Source organism: Bradyrhizobium centrolobii (genome assembly GCF_001641635.1).
GTDB classification, from domain to species: domain Bacteria; phylum Pseudomonadota; class Alphaproteobacteria; order Rhizobiales; family Xanthobacteraceae; genus Bradyrhizobium; species Bradyrhizobium centrolobii.
Window position 1 is genome coordinate 118,425 of the sequence record NZ_LUUB01000065.1, and the last position, 26,522, is coordinate 144,946.

General features: G+C 65.3%; 29 protein-coding genes and 1 pseudogene. 9 read left to right on the forward strand and 21 right to left on the reverse strand.

Annotated features, from left to right (window positions below; all coding sequences use genetic code 11):
• From AYJ54_RS21810 to AYJ54_RS21825, 4 genes and pseudogenes are all read right to left on the reverse strand, one after another.
• Positions 1 to 797, reverse strand: a pseudogene (locus tag AYJ54_RS21810) (fumarylacetoacetate hydrolase family protein); the annotation flags it as partial.
• 21 nt (positions 798 to 818) lie between these two features.
• Entirely contained in the window at positions 819 to 2,144 is a 1,326-nt protein-coding gene (locus AYJ54_RS21815; protein ID WP_063702028.1) for an MFS transporter, read from the reverse strand.
• A gap of 7 nt (positions 2,145 to 2,151) precedes the next feature.
• Entirely contained in the window at positions 2,152 to 2,769 is a 618-nt protein-coding gene (locus tag AYJ54_RS21820) for a flavin reductase family protein (RefSeq protein ID WP_063702029.1), read from the reverse strand.
• A 3-nt stretch (positions 2,770 to 2,772) separates the two neighbouring features.
• Positions 2,773 to 3,738, reverse strand: coding sequence for a Bug family tripartite tricarboxylate transporter substrate binding protein (locus AYJ54_RS21825; RefSeq protein ID WP_063702031.1), 966 nt, complete (start codon positions 3,736 to 3,738; stop codon positions 2,773 to 2,775).
• A gap of 141 nt (positions 3,739 to 3,879) precedes the next feature.
• Here AYJ54_RS21825 and AYJ54_RS21830 point away from each other — a divergent pair, with 141 nt between their 5' ends.
• The 4 genes from AYJ54_RS21830 to AYJ54_RS21845 all read left to right on the forward strand — a co-directional run bounded on the left by AYJ54_RS21830 (position 3,880) and on the right by AYJ54_RS21845 (position 7,635).
• Complete coding sequence (locus AYJ54_RS21830; protein WP_063702033.1) at positions 3,880 to 4,689, forward strand: IclR family transcriptional regulator; 810 nt, start codon at positions 3,880 to 3,882, stop codon at positions 4,687 to 4,689.
• A gap of 290 nt (positions 4,690 to 4,979) precedes the next feature.
• A complete protein-coding gene (locus AYJ54_RS21835) occupies positions 4,980 to 6,275 on the forward strand; it encodes an O-acetylhomoserine aminocarboxypropyltransferase (protein ID WP_063702035.1) in 1,296 nt (431 codons plus the stop codon).
• A 4-nt stretch (positions 6,276 to 6,279) separates the two neighbouring features.
• Positions 6,280 to 7,062: an alpha/beta fold hydrolase gene (locus AYJ54_RS21840; RefSeq protein ID WP_063702037.1), complete on the forward strand. Its 783-nt coding sequence runs from the start codon at positions 6,280 to 6,282 to the stop codon at positions 7,060 to 7,062.
• Between the two features lie 69 nt (positions 7,063 to 7,131).
• Positions 7,132 to 7,635, forward strand: a complete 504-nt coding sequence (locus tag AYJ54_RS21845; RefSeq protein WP_063702039.1) for a DUF6496 domain-containing protein — start codon at positions 7,132 to 7,134, stop codon at positions 7,633 to 7,635.
• A gap of 20 nt (positions 7,636 to 7,655) precedes the next feature.
• On the opposite strand, the gene AYJ54_RS21850 is transcribed toward AYJ54_RS21845, so the two are convergent.
• Both AYJ54_RS21850 and AYJ54_RS50775 read right to left on the reverse strand, forming a co-directional pair.
• The gene (locus AYJ54_RS21850; RefSeq protein WP_063702041.1) at positions 7,656 to 7,877 is read right to left on the reverse strand and encodes a hypothetical protein; all 222 of its coding nucleotides are present in this window, start codon (positions 7,875 to 7,877) and stop codon (positions 7,656 to 7,658) included.
• 58 nt (positions 7,878 to 7,935) lie between these two features.
• Positions 7,936 to 8,121 carry a hypothetical protein gene (locus AYJ54_RS50775; RefSeq protein WP_063702043.1) on the reverse strand — a complete coding sequence of 62 codons (186 nt, stop codon included), beginning with the start codon at positions 8,119 to 8,121 and terminating at the stop codon, positions 7,936 to 7,938.
• A gap of 145 nt (positions 8,122 to 8,266) precedes the next feature.
• On the opposite strand from AYJ54_RS50775, the gene AYJ54_RS21860 reads away from it, so the two are divergent.
• Positions 8,267 to 8,998 (forward strand): SDR family NAD(P)-dependent oxidoreductase, encoded by a 732-nt coding sequence (locus AYJ54_RS21860; RefSeq protein ID WP_063702106.1) that lies wholly within the window; start codon positions 8,267 to 8,269, stop codon positions 8,996 to 8,998.
• A gap of 182 nt (positions 8,999 to 9,180) precedes the next feature.
• Here AYJ54_RS21860 and AYJ54_RS21865 read toward each other — a convergent pair whose 3' ends face one another.
• From AYJ54_RS21865 to phnG, 9 genes are read right to left on the reverse strand one after another with little or no spacing between them, the layout of a single operon-like run.
• Positions 9,181 to 9,792: a pyridoxamine 5'-phosphate oxidase family protein gene (locus AYJ54_RS21865; protein ID WP_063702045.1), complete on the reverse strand. Its 612-nt coding sequence runs from the start codon at positions 9,790 to 9,792 to the stop codon at positions 9,181 to 9,183.
• Positions 9,793 to 9,817: 25 nt separating this feature from the next.
• Complete coding sequence (gene phnN, locus AYJ54_RS21870; RefSeq protein ID WP_063702047.1) at positions 9,818 to 10,414, reverse strand: phosphonate metabolism protein/1,5-bisphosphokinase (PRPP-forming) PhnN; 597 nt, start codon at positions 10,412 to 10,414, stop codon at positions 9,818 to 9,820.
• The gene (locus tag AYJ54_RS21875) at positions 10,411 to 11,568 is read right to left on the reverse strand and encodes an alpha-D-ribose 1-methylphosphonate 5-triphosphate diphosphatase (protein WP_063702049.1); all 1,158 of its coding nucleotides are present in this window, start codon (positions 11,566 to 11,568) and stop codon (positions 10,411 to 10,413) included. The genes phnN and AYJ54_RS21875 overlap by 4 nt, the downstream gene beginning before the upstream one ends.
• Before the next feature lie 14 nt (positions 11,569 to 11,582).
• The gene (gene phnL / locus AYJ54_RS21880) at positions 11,583 to 12,281 is read right to left on the reverse strand and encodes a phosphonate C-P lyase system protein PhnL (RefSeq protein WP_063702107.1); all 699 of its coding nucleotides are present in this window, start codon (positions 12,279 to 12,281) and stop codon (positions 11,583 to 11,585) included.
• Positions 12,282 to 12,289: 8 nt separating this feature from the next.
• Positions 12,290 to 13,087 carry a phosphonate C-P lyase system protein PhnK gene (gene phnK / locus AYJ54_RS21885; RefSeq protein ID WP_063702051.1) on the reverse strand — a complete coding sequence of 266 codons (798 nt, stop codon included), beginning with the start codon at positions 13,085 to 13,087 and terminating at the stop codon, positions 12,290 to 12,292.
• Positions 13,080 to 13,976, reverse strand: coding sequence for an alpha-D-ribose 1-methylphosphonate 5-phosphate C-P-lyase PhnJ (locus AYJ54_RS21890; protein ID WP_063702053.1), 897 nt, complete (start codon positions 13,974 to 13,976; stop codon positions 13,080 to 13,082). The genes phnK and AYJ54_RS21890 overlap by 8 nt, the downstream gene beginning before the upstream one ends.
• Positions 13,973 to 15,076, reverse strand: a complete 1,104-nt coding sequence (locus AYJ54_RS21895) for a carbon-phosphorus lyase complex subunit (protein WP_063702054.1) — start codon at positions 15,074 to 15,076, stop codon at positions 13,973 to 13,975. The genes AYJ54_RS21890 and AYJ54_RS21895 overlap by 4 nt, the downstream gene beginning before the upstream one ends.
• 4 nt (positions 15,077 to 15,080) lie before the next feature.
• A complete protein-coding gene (phnH, locus tag AYJ54_RS21900) occupies positions 15,081 to 15,689 on the reverse strand; it encodes a phosphonate C-P lyase system protein PhnH (RefSeq protein WP_063702056.1) in 609 nt (202 codons plus the stop codon).
• Between the two features lie 4 nt (positions 15,690 to 15,693).
• Entirely contained in the window at positions 15,694 to 16,158 is a 465-nt protein-coding gene (gene phnG / locus AYJ54_RS21905) for a phosphonate C-P lyase system protein PhnG (protein ID WP_082905781.1), read from the reverse strand.
• A 107-nt stretch (positions 16,159 to 16,265) separates the two neighbouring features.
• Here phnG and phnF point away from each other — a divergent pair, with 107 nt between their 5' ends.
• Positions 16,266 to 16,997 carry a phosphonate metabolism transcriptional regulator PhnF gene (gene phnF, locus AYJ54_RS21910; protein WP_063702057.1) on the forward strand — a complete coding sequence of 244 codons (732 nt, stop codon included), beginning with the start codon at positions 16,266 to 16,268 and terminating at the stop codon, positions 16,995 to 16,997.
• 205 nt (positions 16,998 to 17,202) lie between these two features.
• Here phnF and phnE (AYJ54_RS21915) read toward each other — a convergent pair whose 3' ends face one another.
• From phnE (AYJ54_RS21915) to phnC, 4 genes are all read right to left on the reverse strand, one after another.
• Positions 17,203 to 18,051 carry a phosphonate ABC transporter, permease protein PhnE gene (gene phnE / locus AYJ54_RS21915; protein ID WP_063702059.1) on the reverse strand — a complete coding sequence of 283 codons (849 nt, stop codon included), beginning with the start codon at positions 18,049 to 18,051 and terminating at the stop codon, positions 17,203 to 17,205.
• Positions 18,048 to 18,932 carry a phosphonate ABC transporter, permease protein PhnE gene (gene phnE / locus AYJ54_RS21920; RefSeq protein WP_063702061.1) on the reverse strand — a complete coding sequence of 295 codons (885 nt, stop codon included), beginning with the start codon at positions 18,930 to 18,932 and terminating at the stop codon, positions 18,048 to 18,050. The genes phnE (AYJ54_RS21915) and phnE (AYJ54_RS21920) overlap by 4 nt, the downstream gene beginning before the upstream one ends.
• A 71-nt stretch (positions 18,933 to 19,003) precedes the next feature.
• Positions 19,004 to 19,939 carry a phosphonate ABC transporter substrate-binding protein gene (phnD, locus tag AYJ54_RS21925; RefSeq protein WP_063702063.1) on the reverse strand — a complete coding sequence of 312 codons (936 nt, stop codon included), beginning with the start codon at positions 19,937 to 19,939 and terminating at the stop codon, positions 19,004 to 19,006.
• Between the two features lie 62 nt (positions 19,940 to 20,001).
• The gene (gene phnC / locus AYJ54_RS21930) at positions 20,002 to 20,811 is read right to left on the reverse strand and encodes a phosphonate ABC transporter ATP-binding protein (protein ID WP_063702065.1); all 810 of its coding nucleotides are present in this window, start codon (positions 20,809 to 20,811) and stop codon (positions 20,002 to 20,004) included.
• Positions 20,812 to 20,986: 175 nt separating this feature from the next.
• On the opposite strand from phnC, the gene AYJ54_RS21935 reads away from it, so the two are divergent.
• Genes AYJ54_RS21935 through AYJ54_RS21945 form a run of 3 tightly spaced genes read left to right on the forward strand, consistent with a single transcriptional unit; the run spans position 20,987 to position 23,609 of the window.
• Positions 20,987 to 21,658, forward strand: coding sequence for a transferase hexapeptide repeat family protein (locus AYJ54_RS21935; RefSeq protein ID WP_063702067.1), 672 nt, complete (start codon positions 20,987 to 20,989; stop codon positions 21,656 to 21,658).
• A complete protein-coding gene (locus tag AYJ54_RS21940) occupies positions 21,655 to 22,848 on the forward strand; it encodes an alpha-D-ribose 1-methylphosphonate 5-triphosphate diphosphatase (RefSeq protein ID WP_063702069.1) in 1,194 nt (397 codons plus the stop codon). The genes AYJ54_RS21935 and AYJ54_RS21940 overlap by 4 nt, the downstream gene beginning before the upstream one ends.
• A gap of 20 nt (positions 22,849 to 22,868) precedes the next feature.
• A complete protein-coding gene (locus tag AYJ54_RS21945; RefSeq protein ID WP_063702071.1) occupies positions 22,869 to 23,609 on the forward strand; it encodes a DUF1045 domain-containing protein in 741 nt (246 codons plus the stop codon).
• 502 nt (positions 23,610 to 24,111) lie between these two features.
• On the opposite strand, the gene AYJ54_RS21950 is transcribed toward AYJ54_RS21945, so the two are convergent.
• Both AYJ54_RS21950 and AYJ54_RS21955 read right to left on the reverse strand, forming a co-directional pair.
• Complete coding sequence (locus tag AYJ54_RS21950; protein ID WP_136623848.1) at positions 24,112 to 24,705, reverse strand: hypothetical protein; 594 nt, start codon at positions 24,703 to 24,705, stop codon at positions 24,112 to 24,114.
• Between the two features lie 83 nt (positions 24,706 to 24,788).
• Positions 24,789 to 26,189, reverse strand: a complete 1,401-nt coding sequence (locus tag AYJ54_RS21955; RefSeq protein WP_063702075.1) for a selenium-binding protein SBP56-related protein — start codon at positions 26,187 to 26,189, stop codon at positions 24,789 to 24,791.
• Between the last annotated feature and the right edge of the window lie 333 nt (positions 26,190 to 26,522).

The following is a 26,522-nucleotide window of genomic DNA, read 5'->3' on the forward strand; positions in this document are numbered from 1 at the left end:
TCGCCCACCTTGAGCCATCGCGGCGGTGAGAAGCGGGCGCCGGCCCCGGTCGGCGTGCCCGTCACGATCATGTCGCCGGGCTTCAGCGTGGCGAAGGTGGAGAGATAGGAGATCAGGAAGTCGAACGGGAACATCAGCCGTTCGGTCGTGTCCTGCTGCCGCACCTCGCCATTCACGCGCGTGACGATATCGTGCGGACCGCGCGGATCCAGTTCGTCCGCCGTGACGATCCACGGGCCGATGCTGCCGGAGCGATCGAAATTCTTGCCCTGCGTGACGTTGAACTTGCCGTGACGCAGCCAGTCCCGCACGGTGCCCTCGTTGCACAGCGTCATGCCGAAAATGTGCGACCAGGCTTTTTCGCGCGGAATGTGACGGCCGCCCTGGCCGATCACGATCACGAGCTCGCCTTCATAGTCGAGCTGCTCCGACACGTTCGGCTTCTCGATCGGCTGGCCGGAGCCGGTCATCGAGGACGGGCTGCGCACGAACAGGCTCGGATATTTTGGCAGGTCCGAGTTGTCCTTGTATTCGGCGTTGCGCTCGGCGTAGTTGACGCCGATGCACCAGAGCTTTTCCGGCGCGAGCACCGGCGGAAACAGGACCAGGTCCTTGAGCGCATAGTCCGGCTTTTGACCGGCCGCCGCCTCCTGCGCATCCGCGAGCGCATTGGCCGCGATCAGCGCCTTCACATCGGAAAAGTCTCGACCGATCCGCCTGGTCAGATCGACGACGCCGCCTTCGACGGCCGCGCCGTAGCGCGGCTCTCCGTTCACCAGATAGCTCAGCAGTCGCATTGTCGTTCTCTCCAATACTCTTCAGGCTGCGTGACCGGCGCGATGGGCATCGTCGACCGCGGCAAGCTCGCGCCCGCGCGTCTCGGGCAGCGACAGGGTCATTGCCAGGAACAGGATGATGGCGGGCACGACGATCAGCATGCCCATGGCAAGCTCGCCGCCGAAGGACGCGGCCGCGAGCGGCACGACTATCGGCGCAAGGCTGCCGACGCCGCGGCCAGCCATGTAGATGAAGGACACCGCGGTCGACCGCACCTCGATCGGATAGATCTCGGACAACCAGGTTCCGACCACGCCGAGCGCGGAATTGCCGATGACGAAGGCGATGTAGGTCCAGAACATCGGGAAGCCGAGCAGGTGTCCGCCGAACCTGCCGTGCGCGAAGACATACAGCGCGCAGGCCATCACGCCCCAGGAAAGCCCCGGCAGTAGCGCGCCGAAGCGGCGGCCGAAGGCGTCGTTGAGAACGCCCATCGTGAGGTAGGAGCAGCCGCCGACGACCGAAGCGATGACGGAGATGTTGCGCACGACATCCGGCGGCGCGCCCAGCGACTTCTGCATCAAGGTCGGCATGAAGACGACGATGCCGTAATAGGCGAACATGTAGGCCATCATCCAGGCGAGGCACATGATCGAGACAGGCAAAAGCCGGCCCTGGAACATCAGGAGCAGCGTGTTGGCGGTCTTCGCTTTCCTCTCGACAAGGCCGCTCTTGCGGGCGCGGTCGAACTGGAGCCAGGCCTTCGATTCCGGCATGAAGAAGCGGATGAAGATCATCAACACGATCGGCGAGCCGCCGGTCAGCAGCGCGACGCGCCAGCCCCATTCCGGGGTGAACGACGTGGTCGCCCAGACGCCGACGATGGAGGCGCCGGCGCTCGCGATGACCGCGCTGCCCTGGATGAACGCGCTGCCGAGCCCACGGCGATCCTTGTTCCAGGCTTCGTTGAACAGCACCATGCCAGCGCCCCATTCGCCGCCGAGGCCAACGCCGGTGATGAAGCGCAACACCGCGAGGCTGGCATAGTCCCACGCGAAAGCGGATGCGATCGATCCGACCGCGAATACGCCGAGCGTGAGCTGGAGCGCCTGCTTGCGGCCGATGCGATCGCCGAGCCAGCCGAACAGCGCACCGCCAATCACCGAGCCGATCAGCGTCAGGCTGGTGACGCTCGCGACCTGCGTCAGCGATATCCCGAGCGAGCCCTGGATAGAGCTCATCAGGAACGGCATGATCAGCACGTCGTAGAGGTCGAGCGCGAAGCCGAGCATGCAGGAGAAGATGATCGCGGCACGCTCGCCGGTCGAATAAGTCCCGAATTCGGCGGTCGGAGAGTGATCGGTCATTGCGAGCTCAGTCGGTCGATTTCGGGGTCTGGAAGACGGCGCGCAGCGTCACGATCTCGCCGAGGCGGGCGTAGCGCGGTCCCCCAATGCGGGCGATCGGATCGAGCGCCTCGGTCTCGACCTTGCCGTTGTTCACGAGGCCGTCGCGGATGTGGAACATCACGACCTCGCCGACGATGAGCCGGCTGCGGGCGTCACCGAATTCGAGGCACTGCCGAAAGCGGCATTCCATCGCGACCGGCACGGCCGCGAGCCGCGGCACCTTGATGCGCTCGCTGGCGAGCGTCTCAAGGCCGAGCTCCTCGACCTCGCTGACCTCGGGCGGATGCTCGACGGAGCTGTCGTGCACCGCATTCATCAGCGGCGTATCGGCGATGTGGATGACATATTCCTCGGTATCGAGGATGTTGTGCGCAGTGTCCTTGTAGTCGGCGCCCTTGCGGCCGACGCTGATGGCGAGCATCGGCGGCTTCTGCGAGACGAAGGTGAAGGCGCTGAACGGGGCGAGGTTGAGCACGCCGCTCCGCGACAGGCTGGTCACCCAGGCGATCGGGCGCGGCACCACGATGCCGGTCATCAGCCGGTAGATGCGCTCCGCGCCGAGCCCGGTGGGGTCGATCTGCATCGATCAGTCAGCCCTAATGTTGGCCTTGCGCACGACCGGAATCCACTTGGCGTCCTCGCGCTCGAGATAGGCCCTGAATTCGTCCGGCGTCATCGCGACGGCTTCCGCGCCGAGCTTGTCGAACTTGTCGACCACGCCGGGGTCTTTCAGGATCGCGACCAGCGCCTCGTGCAGCCTGTCGACGATCGGCGCTGGCGTGCCGGCGGGCGCGAACAGGCCGGTGAAGGTCTGGCCGTCGAAATCCTTGTAGCCGAGCTCGGCGAAGGTCGGAACGTCCGGCAGTGACTTCAGGCGATGCGGGCTGGTGACTGCCAGCGCGCGGAACAGGCCGGCCTTGATGTGTTGCAGGCTGACCGACAACTGGTCGAATGCGAACTGAACCTGCCCGCCGAGGAGATCGTTGATGGCCGGCGCATTGCCGCGGTAATGCGCCGTGACCCACTGCAGGCCGAGGCTGGACTGCATCAACTCGCTGAGAAGATGGTTGGTGGTGCCGGGGCCGGGCGAGGCCATGGTCAGCTTGCCGGGCTCGCGCTTGGCGAGATCGATAAATTCCTTGAAGTTCGTCGCCTGGACGGAAGGATGGACCTCGAGCACCAGCGGTGTCATCGAGATCGTCGAGATGGGGAGGAAATCCCGCTTCCAGCTATAGGCGTCGCGCTTGTTGATTTCGGTCGCGAACAGCACCGGGCCGTTGGCCCCGACGAACAGCGTGTAGCCGTCGTTCGGCGATTTCGCGAAGGCCTCACCCGCGATCATGCCACCGGCGCCGGCCTTGTTCTCGATGATGAAGGGCTGGCCGAGGCGCTCCTGGAGCTTGTCGGCGATGATGCGCGCCGCGCTGTCGACATTGCCGCCGGCTGGATAGGGCACGATCAGCTTGACATTGCGCGCCGGCCATTGCTGGCCCGACGCAGGCCCCGCCAGCATCGCCGCCACCGCAGCCATGGCTATCCAGAACAATCTCATCTCAGCCTCCCGCGGGCGGATCCGGGGCCGCCCTACTTTTCTTGATGCTCACCGGCGCCACGCACGGCGCTCCGATCAGACCGCAATCTGTCGATTCCGGGCTTTACCTGTCGACGGAATTGTGCGGTTCTTGTCCATATTATGGACAAGACGCCTTCATCAAGATCTGCCCGGAGCACGACGGAACCGCGACAGGGCGCGCAGGCAATCCGGCGCGCGCTCGCGGTGCTGCGCATTCTTGCCGCAGGCCGCGAGACCGGTGTGCCGCTGGCCGAGGTGGTGCAGGCGACCGGCCTCACCCGTCCGACCGTGCATCGCATCGTTCACGTGCTGATCGAGGAAGGCATCGTCGAGCGGCACGGCAAGAGCGGGCGCTACGCGATCGGCAACCAGGTGCCGGAACTGGCGCTCGCGCGTCCCCGGCCCTCGCCGCTGCTGGTTGCGGCGAACCCTTCGCTGCGGCGCGCATCCGCCGATATCGGCGACACGCTATTCCTGACCGTGCGGACCGGAAACGACACGCTATGCGTCGACCGCAGGATCGGCGCGTACCCGATCCAGGTACTGTCGATCGAGGTCGGCGCGCGACGGCCGCTCGGCGTCAGCAGCGCGGGCGTCGCAATCCTCGCCGCAATGCCGGCGCAGGACGCGCGAAAAATCGTCGCAGCCAACGAGAAGCGGTTCGAGGCCTACAGGACCGATGCCGGGACGGTGCTCGCTCAGGTCACCGCCGCGCGGCGCCGAGGATACGGCATGAGGGAGATCGGCCTCGTGCAGGGCACGAAATCGATCTCCACCTGGATCAAGACCCCGGACGGACGGCCGGCCGCGGCGATGACGGTCTCCGCCGTGCGAACGCGGCTCGGCCCCCGCCGCGAGCAGGAGGTCGTGGACGTCCTGCAGCGCGAAGCCCGCGCCATCGAGCAGAACATCCGGAGCGGTCTTGGCTAAAGCGCGTAGTGGATTGGTTTGAGCCGGTGCCACTTCGCCTCTCCCCGCTTGCGGGGAGAGGCCGGATTGCATCGAAGATGCAATCCGGGTGAGGGGGACTCTCCGCGAGTCCGACTGTCACCACCCCCGCGGAGAGTCCCCCTCACCCCAGCCCTCTCCCCGCAAGCGGGGCGAGGGAGTGCACCTCCGTCGCGGTTGCAGCTCAACCTAAGACGCTGTCAATGGGCTGACGCGACGCGGCGATTTGTGGCACAACGGCCGCCCCAGCCGACCGACCAACGAGGCCAAGCATGCCTGCGCCCAAGCCGCCTGCCTTCGAGACCCTCAGCCTGCATGCGGGCCAGCATCCGGATCCCGCGACCGGCGCCCGCGCCGTGCCGATCTACCAGACCACGTCCTACGTGTTCCAGGATTCCGATCACGCCGCCGCGCTGTTCAACCTCGAGCGCGCCGGCCACATCTATACGCGCATCTCCAATCCGACCACCGGCGTGCTCGAAGAACGGCTCGCGGCACTGGAAGGCGGCGTCGGCGCGATCTGCACCGCGAGCGGCCAGGCGGCGATGCATCTCGCCATCGCCACCCTCCTCAGTGCCGGCGACCACATCGTGGCATCGAGCTCGCTCTATGGTGGCACCATCAACCTTTTGGCGCACACACTGCCGCGCTTTGGCATCACCACGACTTTCGTGAAGCCGCGCGATCTCGCTGCGTTCCGGTCGGCAATCTCGCCGAACACAAGGCTCGTGATCGGCGAGACCATCGGCAATCCCGGCCTCGAAGTGCTGGACATTCCGAAGGTCGCGGCCATCGCGCATGATGCGAAAATTCCACTCCTGATCGACAACACTTTCGCCACGCCCTATCTCAGCCGCCCGATCGAACTCGGCGCCGATCTCGTGATGCATTCGGCGACCAAATGGATCGGTGGCCACGGCATCGCGATCGGCGGCGTCATCGTTGACGGCGGCCGCTTCGACTGGCGCGCTTCGGCCAAGTTCGGCGTGCTCACCGAGCCCTATGGCGGCTATCACGGCATCGTCTTCGACGAGCAGTTCGGCACCGCCGCCTTCATCATGCGCGCACGCACGGAAGGCCTGCGCGATTTCGGCGCCTGCCTGTCGCCGACCAACGCATTCCAGCTCCTGCAGGGCGTCGAGACGCTCGGCGTGCGCATGGACCGCCACATGCAGAACACGCATCTCGTGCTGGAGGCGCTGCAGGCCAACAAGGCCGTTGACTGGGTGCTGCATCCCTCGCTGGAGACCCACCCAGATTATCAGCTTGCCAAGCAGCTGCTGCCGCGCGGCGCCGGCTCGATCGTCTCCTTCGGCATCAAGGGCGGGCGCCCCGCGGGCCGCAAGTTCATCGAGTCGCTGCGCATGATCAGCCATCTCGCCAATGTCGGCGACGCCAAGACGCTGGTGATCCATCCCGCCAGCACCACGCATCAGCAGATGGACGCCCAACAGCTCAAGGCCGCCGGCGTCGGCGAGGAGCTGGTGCGGCTGTCGGTCGGCATCGAGACGGCAAGCGACATCATCGACGATCTTGCCCAAGCCCTGCGCATCTCGCAAAAGGTCTGAAGCCATGAAGCTCTCCGTCAACGGCGCCGAGGTGTTTGTCGCGACCGGCGGCCGCGAATTCGACAAGTCCCTGCCCGCAGTGGTGTTCATCCATGGCGCAGGCTTCGATCATTCGACCTGGGCGCTGCACACACGCTGGTTCGCGCATCATGGATTTGGCGTGCTGGCGCCCGACCTGCCCGGCCACGGCCGCTCGTCCGGCCCCTCGCTCTCAACCATCGCGGAGATGGCCGACTGGATCGCGGCACTGCTCGATGCCGCCGCCTCGCCAAAAGCGCATCTGATCGGCCACTCCATGGGCTCGCTGATCTCTTTGGAGACCGCGGCACGGCATCCCGACAAGGTATCCGCGTTGAGCCTGATCGGCACGGCCGCGACCATGACGGTTGGCCCGGATCTCTTGAAGGCCGCCGAAGCTAACGATCAGGATGCGATCGACATGGTCTCGATCTGGGGCCTCGGCTTCAAGGCCGAGCTCGGCGGCAGCCTCGCGCCGGGCCTGTGGATGCACGGCGGCGCGCAGGCGGTGTTGAAACACTGCGAACCGGGTGTGCTGTTCAAGGATTTGTCCGCCTGCAATTCCTATGCGAACGCGCTCACCGCCGCCGCGAGCTTGAAGGTGCCGACCACGCTCATCCTCGGCGAGCGGGACATGATGACACCGGCGAAGGCGGGCAAGGCACTCGCGGCCGCGATCCCGCATGCGAAGACCGTCGTGGTATCCGGCGCAGGCCACATGATCATGGCCGAGCGGCCCGACGAACTGCTGGCGGCGCTGAGGAACTGAAGAGGATCAATCTTCCGCCTGATGCGTTGCGGTCAGATATCCCCGTGAATCCATGAGGGAACTTGACCCATGCCAAGACAGGAAGTCATTCGCAAAGCCAGGCAGGACAAGCGCGCGGGCAAATCGCCGAGCACGCAGACAGGCGAGTTCGTCAAGGACGAGATCGACAAGATTCGCAAGGGCAAGCATGGCGCGCGCTCGACGCGCCAGGCCATCGCCATCGGTCTTTCCGAGGCACGCCGCGCCGGCGTCGACCTTCCGCCACCGCGCAAAGGACGAACCAAGAAGGCCACGCGTCGCAGCGCCAAATACGCCTATGAGGCCGGCCAGGGCAAACGGCATCCGAAGCGCCGGCCACGCGTATCGCGCGCGGTGGAAGGAGTCCTGAAGAAGGAGCCGCGCAGCGCGGCGTCGCGTCGCGCGCTGTCAAAGCAGGGCAAGCGTGGCGCGAGCCATCGCAGCGCCGCGTCCCGTTCGGCCGCTGCGCGCAAGGCAAGTCACACCAAGGGCGCCAAGGCCCGCTCCGCCGCCGCAAAGAAGGCGGCACGCACAAGGGCGCGCCGCCGGAGCTGATTCCACACGCTGCCTCGCGTTCAGACAGCGAGAAATAGAGAGTTTGCCCGCTGGCTCCGTTCGGAGAACACCGCGCGCGCGGCGCGCTCGGCCTCGCGCGCCGAGCGGAACTGCCGGCCCTCGAGGCTGTCGAACAGGCGCTCGGACGAGAAGAAGCGGAAGCCGCGCTCGTCTCTTGTGATGATGCCGGCGGCGCGGTCGTGGATTTCGATGATGTAGGCTTGCCTATGGGCTTGGGACATGGCTGCTCGTTCGCCGCGATGCGGCGTCCCTGTGTGAGATTTGCGGTATGGGATGCTGCTAGGACGCGGTCAGCAACAACAACAGGCGCCCGTCGCCGCCGAGAAACAGCGTCGCGTCATGCGCTTGTGCATGTCGCCCAAAATACGCTGGTGATCGGTTCTCATGTCGCGGCTTCGGCTCGAGGAGCAGTTTCGATACCTTGAATATCGAGCGATCGGCGTCATCGGTCAATGAAATGGCCATCCATATTTACCGTCGGCGCACATCGGCGCTTCTCCCGGCACAAGCGGCGGCAAATGGATTCATCTCGCGATGAATTCAACCCGACCGAACCGCCGGCGTGGTAGTGTCCGGCAGGCAGGAGACGACCGAGAAGAGAGGTCAGGACATGGCAGCCGATTTGAAGGGACGTACCGCGCTCGTCACAGGCGGCTCGCGCGGGATCGGCGCAGCCGTCTGTCGCCTGCTGGCCGGGGCCGGCGCGGCCGTGGCGATCAACTGCCGCGAGCGGATCGGACAGGCAGAGCAATTGGCGGACGAGATCGGCAAGCGCGGCGGCAGCGCGATAGCCGTGGCCGCCGACGTGTCGCAGCGCGAAGCCGTTGCCGCGATGATCGAGCGCGTCACGGCCGAGCTCGGCGCGATCGACATCCTCGTCAACAATGCCGGCATCGCCATCACACGCGGCGTCGACGATCTCACCGAAGACGATTTCGACCGCACCATCCTGGTCAACCTCAAATCCGTCTTCCTGTGCACGCAGGCGGTTCTGCCGGCGATGCGTGCGCGGAAATGGGGCCGCATCGTCAACATCTCCTCGGGCGCCGCGCGCGGCGCCGGCTCGATCGGCCCGCACTACAATGCCTCCAAGGCCGGCATGGAGGGGCTGACGCGCGGCTATGCGGCGCGCCTGGTGAAGGAAGGTATCACCGTCAATGCGGTGGCGCCCTCGCTGATCGAGACCGACATGATGAGCGGACAGCCACAGCTCGTCAGCCGCATCCCGCTCGGCCGCTTCGGCACCGCGGAGGAAGTGGCGAAGGCCGTGATGCTGCTGGTCGACAATGCCTACATGACCGGGCAGACCGTCGCGCTGAGCGGCGGGATGGCGTTTAACTAGCGAGACGATCGCCATCTCGCTTCCCTTCTCCCCTTGTGGGAGAAGGTGGCGCAAAGCGCCGGATGAGGGGTATCTATCGGCGTGCACCAACTGCAAGATGAGTTCGCGGAGACAGACCCCTCACCCGTCTCGCCGCTTCGCGGCGATCCACCCTCTCCCACAAGGGGAGAGGGCAAGAGACCTTACCACATCGTCGCGGCCGCACGCTCGGGCCAGATGCGGTCGTACTCCTCGCCGCCGACCTTGTTCTGGCTCATCTCGGCGAGGATCTGCCCCGGTGTCGGCAGCGTCTTGGGATCGACGCGCTTGTCGGGATTCCAGAGATCCGAGCGCACGATGGCGCGGGCGCACTGGAAATAGATTTCCTCCACCGTCATCACCATCACGCTGCGCGGCGCCTTGCCGTCGACCTTGAAGGAGGCCAGCAATTCCGGATCGACGGAGAGATGCGCGCGTCCGTTGACGCGGATCGCGTTGCCCGAGCCGGGGATCAGGAACATCAGCGCCACGCGCGGATCGCGCATGATGTTGCGCAGGGAATCGACCCGGTTGTTGCCGCGGCGGTCCGGCAGCATCAGCGTCTTGGGATCATGAATGCGGACGAAGCCGGGCAGATCGCCGCGCGGCGAGCAGTCGATGCCTTCCGGCCCGATGGTCGCGAGCGCGGCAAACGGGGCCCTCTCGATGAAGATGCGATAGAGCGGCGTGACGTGGTCGGCGACTTTCACGGTCGAGGCGTCGTTGGTGGCGCCGTAGATGGCTTCGAGTTGTTCGACCGTCGTAATCACCGACATTCCGTTCTCCTTGTCGCGCCAGCCGCTAATCGCGCCAGCATTCGTTCCTGATCACACGCACGAGATGGCGGCCGTGATACTCGGCGCTGCCGGCATTGACGATGGTGACATCGGCCTGCGCCGCCGCGTCATCGACGCTGCGGGCGAGCCGTTCCGCAATATTGCCGTCGCTGTGCCGCGCCCGCGCGGCGAGCCGCTGGGCCAGCACGTCCGGCGGGGCCGTGATCGCGACCACCACCACATTGGCATAGGCGCCACGCAGCGCGCCGATCACCATGCGCGAGACGTTGACGACGACCGTGCGACCCGCACGGATGTCGTCGTTGATTTCGAGCGACAAGGCGTAGGAATGCCCGTGCGCTTCCCAATGCACGGCGAAATCGCCATGGTCGAGCGCGCATCGGAATTCCTCGGGGCTCACGGCCACATTATCCTCGGCCGCAGACGATTCCCGCGTCACGAAGCGGCGCGGAAAGACAACGTCCTGATCGTCGATGCAGGCCGCCTGCGCGAGCCGGAGCAGCGTGTCCTTGCCAGCGCCGCTGGGACCGACCACGAGCACGAGCCGCCCCGGCCCGATCGCCGCTGCTGGCTCCTGCGCGATCGTCACGGTCTCGCTCATGCGACCCGGCTCCCCTCGCGCCAGACGCTACGAACCGCAGGAACGCGGCCGGCGACGTGCACGCGGATCAGGTCGGCGCGCTTGCCGACCGCGATCTCGCCGCGGTCGGAGAGGCCCACCGCATCCGCCGGGGCCTTGGTCACGGTGCGGATCGCCGCCGGCAGATCGATCGCCGGCACATGCTCCGGCAGCTGCAACGCGGCCATCAGCAGGCTGGAGGGGATGTAGTCGGACGACAGGATGTCGAGCAGGCCTTCGCGCGCAAGGTCGACCGCGGCGATGTTGCCGGAGTGCGATCCGCCGCGCACGACGTTCGGCGCGCCCATCAGGATGTCGATGCCGGCCTGATGCAGGCCGCGCGCGGCCTCGAGCGTGGTCGGGAATTCGGCCACCGCGACGCGGTCCCGGACGGCATCCGCAACATTCTCCTCGGTGGTGTCGTCGTGACTGGCCAGCGGAATGCCGTGCCCATGCGCCAGAGCCACGATCGCGCGCATGTTGGTCGCGGCGTAGGCCTTCTGATACTCGAAGCGCCGCGCAAACAACTCGTCGAGCTCGGCGTCGGTCTTGCCGCCGCCCTTGCCGCGATAATAGTCGCGCAGCTTGACCTCGTCGCGGAACTGGCGTTGGCCGGGGGTATGGTCCATCAGCGACATCAGCCGCACGTCGGGACGGTCGACCAGCTCCTTGGCTTCCTCGACCACGCTCGGCATCGGAATCTCGCAGCGCAGATGCAGGAAGTGATCGGCGCGCAGCAGATTGTGCTCGCGCGCGACCGAGATCGCTGCGGCGAGCGTTCCCGCGCGGCCGTCGACTTCCTCGGCACCGTCCTCGCGCCAGACCCGCAGCGAGTCGAGCACGGTGGTGATGCCTGACGTCGCGAGCTGGCCGTCATAGGAGAGGACGGCGGCGACCGGATCCCAGAACACCTTTGGGCGCGGCACGTAATGCGCTTCGAGATGGTCGGTGTGGAGCTCGATCAGGCCGGGCGTGAGCAGATCGCCACCGGCGTCCTCGGCGCCCGCGGGCGCCTTGCCCTCGCCGATCTCGGCGATGCGCCCGTCCGCAATGGCGACCCAGCCCTGCTCGATCACCCGGTCGGCCAGGACGATCCTGGCATTGGCGATCACGGTTTCCCTCGACTTGGCGTTCATGTCCTTCTCGTCCTTCAGGCCGCGGCGGCAAAGCTGGTGACGTCGACGATGCGGTCGGCGATCAGATGGCGGATTTCGTTGTCATGGACAATCGCGACCATGGCGACGCCCTGCCGCTTTTTCTCGCCGATCAGCTCGACCACGACGGCGCGGTTGGCGGCATCGAGCGAGGCGGTCGGCTCGTCGAGCAGCAGGATCGGCAGGGCCGAGATGAAGCCGCGCGCGATGTTGACGCGCTGCTGCTCACCGCCGGAGAAGGTCGCAGGCGGAAGCTGCCAGAGCCGCTCGGGGATATTGAGACGATGCAGCAGGCTGCCCGCGCGCGCCTGCGCATCGGCCCGGCTCATGCCGTTCACGATCAGAGGCTCAGCGACGACGTCGATGGTCGCAACCCGCGGCACCGCGCGCAGGAACTGGCTGACATAGCCGATAGTCGACCGGCGGACATTGAGCACCTGCCGTGGCTCGGCGATGGCCAGATCGATCAGCGCGCCGCGATGGCGGATGCCGATACGGCCGGAGTCGCAGCGGTAGTTGCCGAAGATCATCTTCAGGATCGACGACTTGCCGGCGCCGGACGGGCCCGACAACACGACGCATTCGCCCGGGTTGACGTGGAAGGTCACGCCGCGGACCACCGGCAATTCGATGCCGCCCTGCAGGTGCATCGTGAAGGTCTTCTTCGCATCGGCGATGTCGATCATGGCAGTCATCGGCGGGCTCATGGCGGCAGAATCGAGGAGACAAGGAGTTGCGTATAGGGCTCGCGCGGATCGTCGAGCACCTGGTCGGTGAGACCGGTCTCGATGACCCGGCCACCCTTCATCACCATCACGCGATGCGACAACAGCCGCGCGACCGCAAGATCATGGGTGACGATGACGACGGCGAGATGCAGCTCGGCGACGAGGTTGCGCAGGAGGTCGAGCAGGCGGGCCTGCACGGAGACATCGAGGCCGCCGGTCGGCTCGTCCATGAAGACAAGGCGCGGCTCGGTGACGAGGTTGCGCGCGATCTGGAGGCGCTGACGCATGCCGCCGGAATAGGTGCGCGGCGCATCGTCGATGCGTGCGACATCGATCTCGACGCGCGTGAGCCAGTCGGACGCGGTGTCGCGGATGCGGCCATAGTGGTTCCAGCCCACCGCCATCAGCCGCTCGCCGACATTGGCACCGGCCGAGACCGCCATGCGCAGGCCCTGGGCGGGATCCTGATGCACATAGCCCCAATCGGTGCGGAACAGGAAGCGCCGCTCGGCCTCGCCGAGGGTCGAAAGGTCACGCGTGATGCCGTCGCGCATCCGATAGGACACGCAGCCGCCGCTCGGCGCGAGCTGGCCCGACAACAATTGCAGCAGCGTCGACTTGCCCGAGCCGGACTCGCCGACGATCGCCAGCACCTCGCCCGGATAGAGCGCGAAGGAGACGTCGCGGCAGGCGGCGATCCTGCCGTAGGATTTGCTCAGGGACTCCGCGATCAGCAGCGGCTGATCGTTCTCGATCATGTCCTGGTCAGCCATTTGAGCCCCCATGCGCCCTCTCCTTGTATGGCGCGGCGCTCAGGCTGCCGTGATGGCCGGCGGCCTGACGGCCCTCGCAATAGTCAGTGTCGGAGCAGACGAACATGCGGCCGCCCTTGTCGTCGGTCACGATCTCGTCGAGATATGAGTTTTCCGCCCCGCAGAGCGCGCAAGGCGCGTTGAAGCGGTAAGGCTCGAACGGATGATCCTCGAAATCGAGCGACACCACCTGTGTATAGGGCGGGATCGCATAGATGCGCTTCTCGCGGCCGGCGCCGAAGAGCTGCAGCGCCGGGCAATTGTCCATCTTGGGATTGTCGAATTTCGGCGTCGGCGACGGGTCCATCACATAGCGCGCATTCACCTTCACCGGATAGGCGTAGGCGGTTGCGATATGGCCGAAGCGGGCGATGTCCTCGTAGAGCTTCACATGCATCAGGCCGTATTCGGCAAGCGCGTGCATGCGCCGCGTCTCGGTCTCGCGCGGCTCGAGGAAGCGCAGGGGTTCCGGGATCGGCACCTGATAGACCAGCACCTGGTTTTCGTGCAGCGCCGCCTCCGGGATGCGGTGACGGGTCTGGATCACGGTCGCGTCTTGCGTCGCGGTCGTCGTGGCGACGCCCGCGGTCTTGGCGAAGAATTTGCGGATCGAGATCGCGTTCGTGGTGTCGTCGGAACCCTGATCGATCACCTTCAGCACGTCCTGGGGCCCGAGGATCGCGGCGGTCACCTGCACGCCACCGGTGCCCCAGCCATAGGGCATCGGCATTTCGCGGCTGGCGAACGGCACCTGATAGCCGGGGATCGCGATCGCCTTCAGGATCGCGCGGCGGATCATCCGCTTGGTCTGCTCGTCGAGATAGGCGAAATTGTAGGCAGGCGCGTTCATTCCGCGGCCTCCTTCATGGGCTCGGCGGTGTTGGCCTCGGCGAATTCCTGACGCAGCTTGCGCAGCAGGCCGAGCTCGGACTGGAAGTCGACATAATGCGGCAGCTTCAGGTGCTCGACGAAGCCGGTCGCCTGGACGTTATCAGAATGCGACATCACGAACTCCTCGTCCTGCGCCGGCGCACCCACCTCCTCGCCGAGTTCCCGTGCCCGCAGCGCGCGGTCGACCAGCGCCATCGACATTGTCTTGCGCTCGCTCTGGCCGAAGGCGAGGCCATAGCCGCGGGTGAAGCACGGCGCTTCGGTGGCCGAGCCCTTGAACTGGTTGACCATCTGGCACTCGGTCAGCTCGATGGCGCCGAGCGGTACCGCGAAGCCGACGTCCTCCGTGAAGAATTCGACCTCGACCTCGCCGAAACGGATTTCGCCGGCGAAGGGATGGTTGCGGCCATAGCCGCGCTGGGTGGAATAGCCCATCGCCAGCAGGAAGCCTTCGTCGCCTCGCGCAAGATTCTGCAGGCGCAAGTCGCGATCGGCCGGAAAATTCAGCGGCTCGCGCGTGAGATCGCCGACGCTTGCGCCCTCCTCGGCCTGCGGCGACGATTCGATCAACCCGTCGCGGCCCAGAATGTCAGTCACGCGCGGCGTTGCCGCCGTCGAAGCCTCGCCGGTGGCGGGCTCCTCCGGCACGAAACCTTCGGCGAGCGTCGGATCGAGCAAACGGTGCGTGTAGTCGAAGGTCGGCCCGAGGATCTGGCCGCCCGGAATATCCTTGAACGTCGACGACACCCGCCGCTGCACCCGCATCGCGCCGGTGTCAACCGGCTCGCTCGCGCCGAAGCGCGGCAAGGTGGCGCGGAAGGCGCGGACCAGGAAGATCGCCTCGATGAGATCGCCGCGCGCCTGCTTGATCGCGAGCGCCGCGAGTTCGCGGTCATAGAGTGAGCCTTCGCTCATGACGCGGTCCACGGCAAGGCCGAGCTGCTCCGAAATCTGATCGAGCGTGACTTCCGGAACGCTCTGGTCGCCGCGCCGCGCATTTGCGAGCAGGCGATGGGCGTTCTCGATGGCGCGTTCGCCGCCTTTGACTGCGACATACATGCTTCTAGCTTCCCTTGTTCGCGACGCGCGTGGTGCGCGGGATCGCAACGACGGAGTCATCGGACACCAGCACCACATCGATGCCGCGCGGAAACAGCGCCTCGTTGACGCTCAGCCGCTCGAACAGATCGGCAGGCCGGATCGTCGCCTGAAGCGTCGCGACTCCATCGATGCCCGGGCCGCGCAGCTCGAAAGAGCGTCCCGCGTCGAGACCGTCGACCTGAAGGATCAATGTGGTCGAACGATCCGGATATTCTGAACTGCCAAGCGCAAAGCGCTCGAGCGGCGGAAGTGCTGTGCCCTCTGCGATCAGCGCGAAAGCGGCAATCGAAGAATCCTGCACGACCGGCGCGCCAGTGTGGAATTTCAGCCACTTCACCACGTCGGAGCTCTCCGACATCCCCGCATCGAGCCAGAGCGGCGTGTCGTGATCGAACAGCGTCAGCGCGATCGCGGCGGTACCGCGCATCATGGGCCCTGGCGTTCCCGCCACCGGCACGATGCGCTGGACCGAGCCCGGACGCGCCATCGCGTCCATGACCGAACGAAAGGTCGATTGCGCCGACAAGACCTTGTCGGCAAAACCCGGCGGCAATTCCGCAATCGTGGTCATGGCCTCACCCCTCACCGCGCACCATGGTGTAGAAATCGACCTTCGTCGCGGCCGTCTGCGCCGCCGTTTGCTTGCGCCGCGCCAGCAGCTCTTGGCGCAGCGGCGCGATCACGTCCCGCTCGACCGCTGCGCCAAAATCCCGCGACTGCGCCAGCGCGTCGCACAGCGCGATCAGCCTTGCCTTCTCGCGGTCGCGCCCGAGCGTGTAGCCGAAGCCGACCTCGCCGCTCGCAAGCCGTACAGCGGCGCGCGAGACCGTCGCCTCGCCGAGGTTGAACGGCGCGCCGTCGCCGCCGACCCGGCCGCGCAGCATCACGAGGCCGCTTTCGCCCTCGCGCAAATCCTGATGGCCCGGCAGGGCGAGAATGCGGAGGCGAGCGGCGATCTCGCCCGCCTCCGCGTGCGCCAGCACGGCCATCGCGGCCTTGCGCTGGGCTTGCTGGTCGTTGTGCTGGGTCACGAGATCCACCGAACTTGCCGAATTCAAGTTGTCTATGATAATAGACAACTTGATACGGAAGCGCCATGACCGTTTCGTGACAAACGTATGATTTCTGGGGTAGCCTACCCGACGACATGAGTATGCAGGACACCGCCTCTTCCGGCGTCGCGCTGTGGCGCCTTGTCGCCGATGGCATCGAACGCGGCATTGCCGATGGCCGCTTTGCGGCCGGCGACAAGCTGCCGGGCGAAATGGAGATCGCCGAAACCTATCGCGTGAACCGTCACACCGTGCGGCGCGCGCTGGCTGCACTTGCGGAGCGCGGCCTGGTGCGCGCCGAGCGGGGCAGCGGAACCTATGTCGAAGCGCAGCGCCTCGCCTATCCGCTGCGCTCGCGGACGCGCTTCTCCGAGATTGTCGGCGCCGGCGGCCGCGAGCCGCGCGGCCGGTTGATCGAGGCCTCCGAAGACGTTGCGACCCGTGAGCTCGCGCGGGAGCTCGGCCTGAAGGTCGGTGCACCGCTGGTCCGGATCGAGGCGATTCGGCTCGCCGACCGCACGCCGATCTGCGTCTCCACCACCTGGCTGTCCGCCGAGCTGTTTCCGGGTGCGGGAGCTGTCTTCGCAGCGACGCGCTCGATGACAAAACTGCTCGAGCATTACGGCGTCCGCGACTACCGCCGCGGCGCGACCCGGATCACGGCCGGAATCGTGGACGCGACCGACGCGGCGCGACTCGACCTCCCACTCGGCCGGCCGATCCTGGTGGTCGACGCAACCGACCTCGACCTCGACGGCAAACCGCTGGTGACCAAGCATTCCCGGTTTGCAGCAGAGCGCGTGGAGTTTCTGGTGGAGAACGGGTAGCCCTTCGCCACGCAGCCGTTTCCCCTCTCCCCCTTGTGGGAGAGGGTGGCTCGCCGCGTAGCGGCGAGACGGGTGAGGGGTCTCTCTCCGCGAATCCAGCTCTTATTGAGTCCGTGGACAGAGACCCCTCATCCGGCGCTTCGCGCCACCTTCTCCCACAAGGGGAGAAGGAAAGCAGAGAGTTCGGGGAGAGGCGAAAGAGCTGCTATGCCACCGCCCGCCGCCCGATGATGGCGAAGCGGAGTTTTCCGGAGATGAAGTCGATCGCGGCGACCGCGACCAGGATCATCAGGATTAGGAACGACACCTTCTGCCATTCCAGCACGCGGATCTGCTCGGCGAGCTGGAGCCCGATGCCGCCGGCACCGACGATGCCGATGATGGTGGCCGAGCGCGTGTTCGATTCGATGAAATAGAGCACTTGGCCGGCGATCACGGGCAGCACCTGCGGCATCAGGCCAAACCTGATCTCGTGCAGCGCGCTGCCGCCGGAGGCGCGGATGCCCTCGACCTGCTTCTGGTCGGCGCCCTCGATCGCCTCCGAGAACAGCTTGCCGAAAGCGCCGAAATCCGACACGGCAATCGCAAGCACGCCGGCAAACGGTCCGAGCCCGACGACGTTGATCCAGACCAGCGCCCAGATCAGCGTATCGACGCCGCGGATCGAATCGAGGAAGCGCCGCACCGGAAAGCGCAGGATATTCGAAGGCACGATGTTGCGCGCCGCGAGCAGACTGACCGGAAGCGCGAACAACGCAGCGAGCGTCGTGCCGAGCAGTGCGATCGAGAGCGTCTCGCCGAGCGCCTTCAGATAGATCGGCAGCGACGAGCCGGGATCCGGCGGGATCATCATCAGGCTGATCCAGCCGAGCTGACTGAGACCGGCAGCGAAGCGCGAGGGCGAGAAATCGAGGTCGACGAGGCCATAGATGAGGAGCGCGAGTGCCGCCGCGATCATGGCCGGCGTCGCAAGACGCGCTGAGGCCGGCCGCTCGAACACATCGGGATAGCGCGCGCGTAGCGCCGCCGTGTCGACCTCCCGAGGCTTGCTCACGTCGGCGCCTCCCTGCCGAACAGACGGCTGCGCAGCCAGCCGGTCGTGATGTCGATGATGAAGACCGTCACGATGATGGTGAGGAGGATCGCGCTGACGTCCGAATAGTAGAACTTGCGGATGGCGACGACGAGCTCCTGCCCGATACCGCCGGCACCGACAAAGCCCATCACGGAGGCTTCGCGCACGTTGATCTCGAAGCGCAGCAGCGCGTAGCTGGCATAGCCGGCGGTGACCTGCGGCACGACGGCGAAGCGCATGCAGGAGAGCCAACTCGCGCCGGTCGAGCGGATGCCTTCAACCGGCTTCATGTCGGCGTTCTCGACGATCTCGGAGAACAGCTTGCCGAGCGCGCCGGTGGAGTGGATTGCGATCGCGAGTACGCCCGCCATCGGTCCAAGCCCGAAAGCGATGACGAAAACGAGCGCGAAGACAATGCCGGGGACGGTGCGGGCGAATTCGAGCAGGCGCCGCACGACGAAGCGCAGCCAGGGTCCGGGCGAGGTGTTCTCGGCGGCGAAGAAATTGAGGACAAAGGCGAAGATCGCGCCGGTCAGAGTGCCGACATAGCTGATCAGCAGCGTCTCACCGAGCATCTTCAGCCATTTGCGCCAGCCCCACAGCCATTCGCCAACATCGGTCCAGACGCGCTGGCCGCTGTCGAGCGTGAGGATGCGGTCGAAATAGCTGACGAAGTTGCCGAAATAGGTGAAGAGGGTGCGCAGGTTCACTTCTGCGCCGATCGCGGCGAGAACCAGCGCGGTGGCGAACAGCACAACTCCGAACAGGAGACGAAGCCGCTTGCGCGTCACCGCCTGGCGATAGGCGGCATTGAGCGCGGCCAATTGCTGTTCGGGAAGGATCGAAACCGCGAGCGTCATCGGTCGATTAAAGGTCCGTCAAAGAAAGAGCCGGGTCCATGGACCCGGCTCGAGTGCATCGTCCCGAAAGCTCAGGACGCCTTCTTTTTGCGCAGCGCATCGACGAACTTGATCAGCTCGATCGTGCCATCCCAATCCTTGGTGGTCGCGGGATGAAAGCCCTTCTTCTGGCCGTCGGAGAGGCGCTCGAAGGCGGCCTTGTCGTTGGTCGGCGCGTCGAAGAATGCCTTGGCGATCGCCAACTTGGCGTCTTCCGGCAGGTCGGAGTTATAGGCATAGGGGCCGTTGATGATCGGCGCCGACTTGTGGATGATGCGGAAATCATCCTTCTTCATCGCCGAGCCGTCGGCATTCTTCAGCATGCCTTTGGTCAGCATCTGCGCCAGCGTGGAATCGTCGTCGCTGGTCCACTGGTTGGCGGCGACGTCGACCGTACCCTGCGCGAGCGCGAGCATCGCGTTCTCGTGGCTGCCCGTGAACACGACCTTGCTGAAATAGCTGTCGGCATCGGCAATGCCCATCTTGTCGAGCTCGAAGCGCGGCACGTTGTTGCCCGATGTCGAGTTCGGGTCGACGAGGCCGAGATTCTTGCCCTTGAGCTGGTCGACGCTCTTGTAGGGGCTGCTCGCCTTGACGAAGAACACCGAATAGTAGCCGGTCGAACCGTCGGCGTTGATGTCGTTGGCGAAGGCGTCGGTCTTGACGCCGGTCAGGCGGGCGCGCGCGAACGAGGCCGAGCCGTAGCTCGCGATGTGGATGTTGCCCGCGCGCTGGCCCTCGATCACCGCGGCGTAGTCGTTGGCGATACGCAGCGTGACCTTCACGCCGAGCTGCTTCGACAGGTATTCCACGAACGGCGTCCAGCGCTCGGTGACGCCGGAGGCATTCTCCGCCGGAACGACCGCGAAGGTCAGCTCGGGATATTTGGCTTTCCAGTCGTCCGCGGAGGCGGAGCCTGCGAAGGCGAGCGCGGCAGCGCCGGCAAGAACTATTCTGCGAGTGATCATGATACCCTCTTCATCCGTTGGGTCGGTTGACGCAAAACTGGCAAGTACTGAGGCGGCGCGGCTCATGCCGCCGCGGCCGTTCCCAGCGCCGGGACACCGTCGGGCGTCGGCACCGGCGAGCCGCCCATGACGTCGGCGGCTTCGAGATCATAGAGCTCGCGCGCGACGTGATCGGTCAGCGCGGCCGGCGCACCGTCGAACACCACGCGGCCCGCGGCCATGCCGATCAGGCGATCGCAATAGGTGCGCGCCAGATCGAGCGAATGAAGGTTGCAGAGCACGGTGATGCCGAAGTGCTTGTTGATGCGCAGCAGCGCATCCATCACGATCTTGGTGTTGCGCGGATCGAGCGAGGCGATCGGCTCGTCGGCGAGAATGATGTCGGGCTGCTGGACCAGCGCGCGCGCAATCGCCACGCGCTGCTGCTGGCCACCGGAGAGCTGATCGGCGCGCTGGGCGGCGAGCGAGGCGATGTCGAACTGCTCCAGCGCCGACATCGCCAGCGCCCTGTCTTGCTCGGGCCAGACCTGCGTGAGCGAACGCCAGGCGGGAATCGCGGCGAGACGCCCCATCAGCACGTTGGTCAGCACATCGAGCCGGCCGACCAGGTTGAACTGCTGAAAGATCATTGCCGATCGCGCCCGCCACTGCCGCAGCTCCTTGCCGCGCAGCGCGGTAACGTCGATGCCGTCGAACAGGATGCGGCCCTGCGTCGGCGTCACGAGACGATTGATGGTCCGCAGCAGGGTCGACTTGCCGGCGCCGGATCGTCCGATCACACCGACGAAGCCGCCGGGGGAAATTTGAAACGAAGCGTCGTCTACCGCGGCTTTTGCGCCGAAGCGGCACGTCAGACCTTCCACCACCAGCATGCAGGGCTCCAGAGTAGCTGGCTGCCACCGCTAACGCTGGCGCTTGACACTTGTGTGACACGCGCGTGGCCGTGCGGCGATCCTACGCACCTGATCCCCTGTCATTGCTTCGTCATGACGCTGTCATCAAGCCACTCGAAGAGGTACGCCCGCCCTCGAGCTTTTCGGATGCAACATGGCCGCCAAAGCGCTCTCGGTCCAACCGACCATCGATCCTTCGGCGAAGCTGCATGAGACTAGGCTCGGCGCCTATACCGAAGTCGGCGCGCGCACGATCCTGCATGAAGTGACCATGGGCGATTACTCCTATGTCGTGAACGACGCGCAAATCACCTACACGACCATCGGAAAATTCTGCTCGATCGCGGCGATGACGCGCATCAATCCGGGCAATCATCCGATGCATCGCGCCACGCAAGCGCATTTCACCTATCGTTCGAGCGCCTACTTCCCTGGCGAGAGCGACGATGCCGAGTTCTTCGACTGGCGGCGTCAGCATCATGTCCATATCGGCCATGATGTCTGGATCGGCCACGGCGCGATCGTGCTGCCGGGTCGCAACATCGGCACCGGCGCGGTGATCGCGGCCGGCGCCATCGTCACCAAGGACGTGCCGGCTTATACGATCGTCGCCGGCAATCCGGCCCGGATCGTCCGGCGTCGGTTCTCGGAAGAGATCGCCGGACGGCTTGCCAAGCTCGCCTGGTGGGATTGGGATCACGACAAATTGCGTGAAGCCCTGCCCGATTTCCGCAAGCTCGGGATTGAAGATTTCCTGTCGACATACGAAGCACGGGCAAGCTCCCTTACCAGTTCTCTTGCCGGCAAACGAAGCGCGGTCGCGTGACAGACATTTTTCTTGAAGGTGGCCGGACCCTGATCGGCTCCGAGCTCGTCGAAACTTCACTTGCGGTATCCGGACAGGACATCGCACGGGTCGATACTTCCCGCGATCGCGCCCGACTTGCGATCGACGCGCGCAACCTGCTGGTCCTGCCCGGCATCGTCGATCTGCATGGCGATGCCTTCGAGCGGCAGATGATGCCGCGCGCCGGCGTCGACTTTCCGATCGACGTTGCTCTTGCCGACAGCGACCGCCAGGCAATCAGCAACGGCATCACCACAGTGTTTCATGCCACGACCTGGTCGTGGGAGCCGGGCCTGCGCTCGGGCGACAACGCGCGGCTCCTGGTGGAGGCGATCGAACGCCTGCGGCCGCAATTTGCGGCGGACACTCGCTTCCATCTCAGGCACGAGACCTACAATCTGGACGCCGAGGGCGAAATCGGCCAATGGCTCGCCGAGGGCCGCGTCGACCTGTTCGCCTTCAACGACCACATGGACGGCACCGTTGCCGACATGGCCAAGCCGCGCAAGCGCAACCGCATGGTGGAGCGCACAGGGCTGTCGGATGCGGCCTTCGATGAGTTGGTCGCGCGCGTTGCATCTCGCACCGCGGACGTGCCGGCCTCGACTGCCCGGCTTGCAGCAGCCGCACGCGCCGCCGAGGTGCGGATGCTCTCACACGACGATGCGACACCGGCGATGCGCAAGGCGTATCGCGACCAGGGCGTCACAATCGCCGAGTTTCCGATCAACGAGGAGACGGCGCGGGACGCCGCGGATGCCGGCGACGCCATCGTCTATGGCGCGCCGAATGTGGTGCGCGGCGGGAGCCACACGGGTTGGACCAAGGCCTCCGACATGATCGCCAAGGGGCTCTGCTCGGTGCTGGCGTCGGACTACTATTATCCGGCACAGCTGCTCGCCGCGTTCCGGCTCGCCGCCGATGGCCTTCTGCCGTTGGCGCAGGCCTGGAAGCTGATCTCGGAAGCGCCGGCGCAGGCCGCGGGCCTGTCCGATCGCGGCGTGATCAAGGAGGGACGACGCGCCGACATCCTGCTGGTCGACGACACCCTACCGCTGCGGCCGCGGATCGTCGCAGTGATCGCTGCGGGCAGGCTGGTCCATCTTGCCGATGCAACGCGCCTGCTCGGCTCAGTCGCAGCGCCGCGCGCCGCTGTCGTCGCCGCCTGAACCCGCTATATTGAGAGGCGATGATGGAATTCCCCCGCTACGCGATCTACTATGCAGCCACCGCCGACAGCGCACTTTCGCGCTTCGGTGCCGAGCTGCTCGGCTATGACGCCCATACCGGCAATGAGTTGCCGTTCCCGAACGACGCTCTCCGCGTCGCGCCGGATTGGCGCGATGTCAGCTCCGATCCCCGCAAATATGGATTTCACGCCACGCTGAAGGCGCCGATGTCGCTGGCGCCGGGTAAGACCGAAGCCGAGCTGCATGCGGCCTGCGCCGCATTTGCCGAACGAGCACGGGCCATTCCGGTGATTCGCCCAGTGGTCGATTCCATCAGCGGTTTTATCGCCGTCATTCCGACGGAGCCGACCCGAGAGCTTGAACAGCTTGCCGCCGATTGCGTGCGCGACTTCGACGTCTTTCGCGCGCCGCTGACGGTGGAAGATCGCGCGAGGCGCAATCCCGCAAACCTGAGCGCGCGACAGCGCGATCATCTCGATCGCTGGGGCTACCCTTACGTGATGGACGAATTCCGCTTCCACATGACGCTGACGGGACGACTGGACGCGGAGCGACGTCGGCCGATCATCGATATGCTGCGGGCAAGGTTTGCCGGGCTCAATCTCGACGCACTCGCGATCGATCGGATCGCGCTGTTCCGGCAAGAGCGCGGCGCTGCACGATTCCACATTATCGGCGAATGGTCCCTGAAGACGCAGCGTCCTCCGGCAACATTGGGAAAAAACGGCAAGCCAGGGTAGAGGCATGGCGACGATACCTGTGACCTTCCGGCCACTCTCGAAAGTATTCTCGGAACGCGTCGCGTTTTCGCTCCGGTTTGGGACAGATTCCGGACATCTTTTGAAAGCATCGGGAAAAACTGGAAATACCCGGTCAACAAAAGAGGCAATGAATGACCAGAATCGTATCGTGCGCCGCAGTGCTTGGTTTGCTCGTCGCATCATCGTCGACTGTATTTGCGAAGGGCCCCGGCGGCGTTGGCGGCGGAGCTTCGTCGTTCTCGCCGGGACAGCAGTTCAGGACCGACGGCCCGGTGACGAGCGGCCCCACCGCTGGTCCGGGAGCGTCCGGCTACGCACCGGGTCGACTGTACAACAGCGGCAGCTCCGTTTCGGGCTACCCGGGCGCGTCCGGCTATGCTCCGGGCCATCGGAAGTAATCAGCGAAAAACCGGACAACAGAGGCCGCCTCAAAGGCGGCCTCTTCAATTTCGACGTGCCACCGGCGCGGCCGCGCTCCGCCTCAACGCCAGTTTGCAAGATTGAATGCAAGCGCGATGGCGCCGACCAGAATCAGGCTGACCGCCCAGACTGCATCCAGATTGAACCAGCTTCGCGAGATGAATTTCAGACCGAGATAGCGGTAGACCATCCAGGCAAGACCTCCGCCGGCGGCGACCATCGCAGCGAGATGGACGATCGATACCATCAGTGCCATGGCAAGATTTGCCGTGACGAGGGCGCCGGCCGCCTGATGAGCGGCGTCGAGGTCAGCGGCCTGGCACAGGCCGAGATAAATCGGCACCAGCATCAACGCCGCGCCGTGAGCGATGGCGACGGCGAATGACCACAGCGCCAATTGTGTTGGCGGTATCCGCGTCAGCGCCCGCGGATGGCGCCGATCGATCAGACGAAAGACGCCGAATCCGATCACGAGGAGGCTTGCGCCGAGCTGGATCGGACGCTGCCATTCGGCCAGCGCCAGCAACAGCGCGAATGGCAACAGCACCAATAATGTTGCCAGGAGATGTCCAGCCGACAGAGCCCACAACGTACGGACGAGCGCGCGCGGACTCTTGGCCATGAGCCCGGCCGAAACGGCGAGCGGCCATCCCATTCCCGGATTGACCCCGTGATAGAGACCGCTCGCAACAAGAGCGAGCCACAGCCAACCGAGCGTCCGGCTCGCGTGCTCCCAATCTAGACCGACGGGTAGCAAAAGGAGTCCGTCGAACAATCGCCGCCCTCCAACCTGATCTGGTGCGCACGATACCCGTCGGGGAAGCTCACGAAATAATCCTTGTCGAGCTCGAGGCCGCCGTTGCGACCGACATTGGCCATGACTTCCACACCAGGTACCCCATCGGGATAGAACTGGTCGTCCCAGGTGGAATAGAGCGAATTGGTCCAGTACACCCGGTTGCCGTCGCGGCTGATCTCGACCATCTGCGGGCCACCTGCATACGCCTTGCCGTTCGGATGCGGCGCGCGGCGCTCGATGCCTCCGGTGTGCACCGAGCCCGCAAGCTTGGGCTTTCTGGGATCGCTGACATCGTACTGGCGCATCTCGCCGGTGCCCCAACAGGAGACGTAGAGGAACCTATCGTCCATCGACAGATCGATGTCGGTCACCAGTGGCGGGACGGCGCCAAAGCCCTGCAAAAGCGGCGGTAGCTTCTCTTTGGCTGCGGGCTCCGGCGGGATGGTCGCCGTCTTCTCGGCATGGAATTTCCCGCCCTCGCGCCACCAGGTCCAGATCGAGCCTTCGAGATTGGTGGTGTCGACCACCACGCCGGCAAAGCCGTATTCGCGAACCGGATCGTGCGCGGGACGCACCTCCAGCGCCATCTGATGATTGGCGCCGAGGTCGATGGTCTGCACGTTGCGCCGGGCGCGGAGATCCCAGAAGTGGAGACGATGGCCATATTTGTTCGACAGCAGATCTTCCGGGACGATCCCGTTCTCGAACTGCGGCGGCAGCCCCCATTCGCTCGTCACCATGTAGTCACGCGGCAGGTTCCACCAGAAATCATAGTGCAGCGTCTGCGGGCCGCGGTCGATCTCCCATCGTCCAAGGACCTCGAACGTCTCGCAATCCATGATGAAGACGCCTGGAGGCCCGTTGGTGCCGTCTTTGCCGCCACCGCCCAGCGTGCTCACATAGACGCCGTCCGGCCCGCAGTGGATGGTGTGCGGCCGCGAGTAGCCGGTCTTCTTGAAGACTTGCTCGGGTTCGATGATCTTGTGGATCTTGGCTTGGGTCGGATCGGGCTTGGTATCGATGATGTAGATCCGTGACGAGCGCAAGCCGGGGATGATGAGATAGCGCCGCTCGATGAAGGCATGTCCGGCGAGCGGCGACAAGGCCGAGGAGCAGGCATTCCAGCCGAAGTGATGAAACTCATCGCCCTTGTTGGGCATCGTCACGGTGTGGACGATCTGGCTGTAGGTCGGCGATCCCGGCTTGACGTCGATGACCGCGAGAGCATCCGGCTTTGAGAAATCCGGACTGAGCAGCAACGTGTAGGCAAAGTTCTCCGCAGGTGCTTCCATCGCGAGCTTGGGCGATGCGTGAAAGGTCGGATCCGGCCTCATCGTCATGGCACTGCCTCCCTGTTTCGTCGGTTTGCGCCAACCTGGCTCGGGATAACGGCATAATGAAGAGGTGTTGCGCGATGTCTTGAGATTGCTCCGCGGGCCTGATTGACCGGCATACGATACGTGATCGCCGGGCTCCGGGAAACCGGCCGAACCGCGCCAATTCGACGCTTTCAGCCGAAATGTACCGGCGGGATGGGGCTAGAGTGCGCACCTCACCCTCGGTGTCGTCCCGGCGAAGGCCGGGACCCATATGTGGACGGCCCCCGTGGCACAAGAGCTTTGTGAGGTTTGATCGGATCGCTTGCGTCCATATGTCCGGCCTGTTGGTGCGGC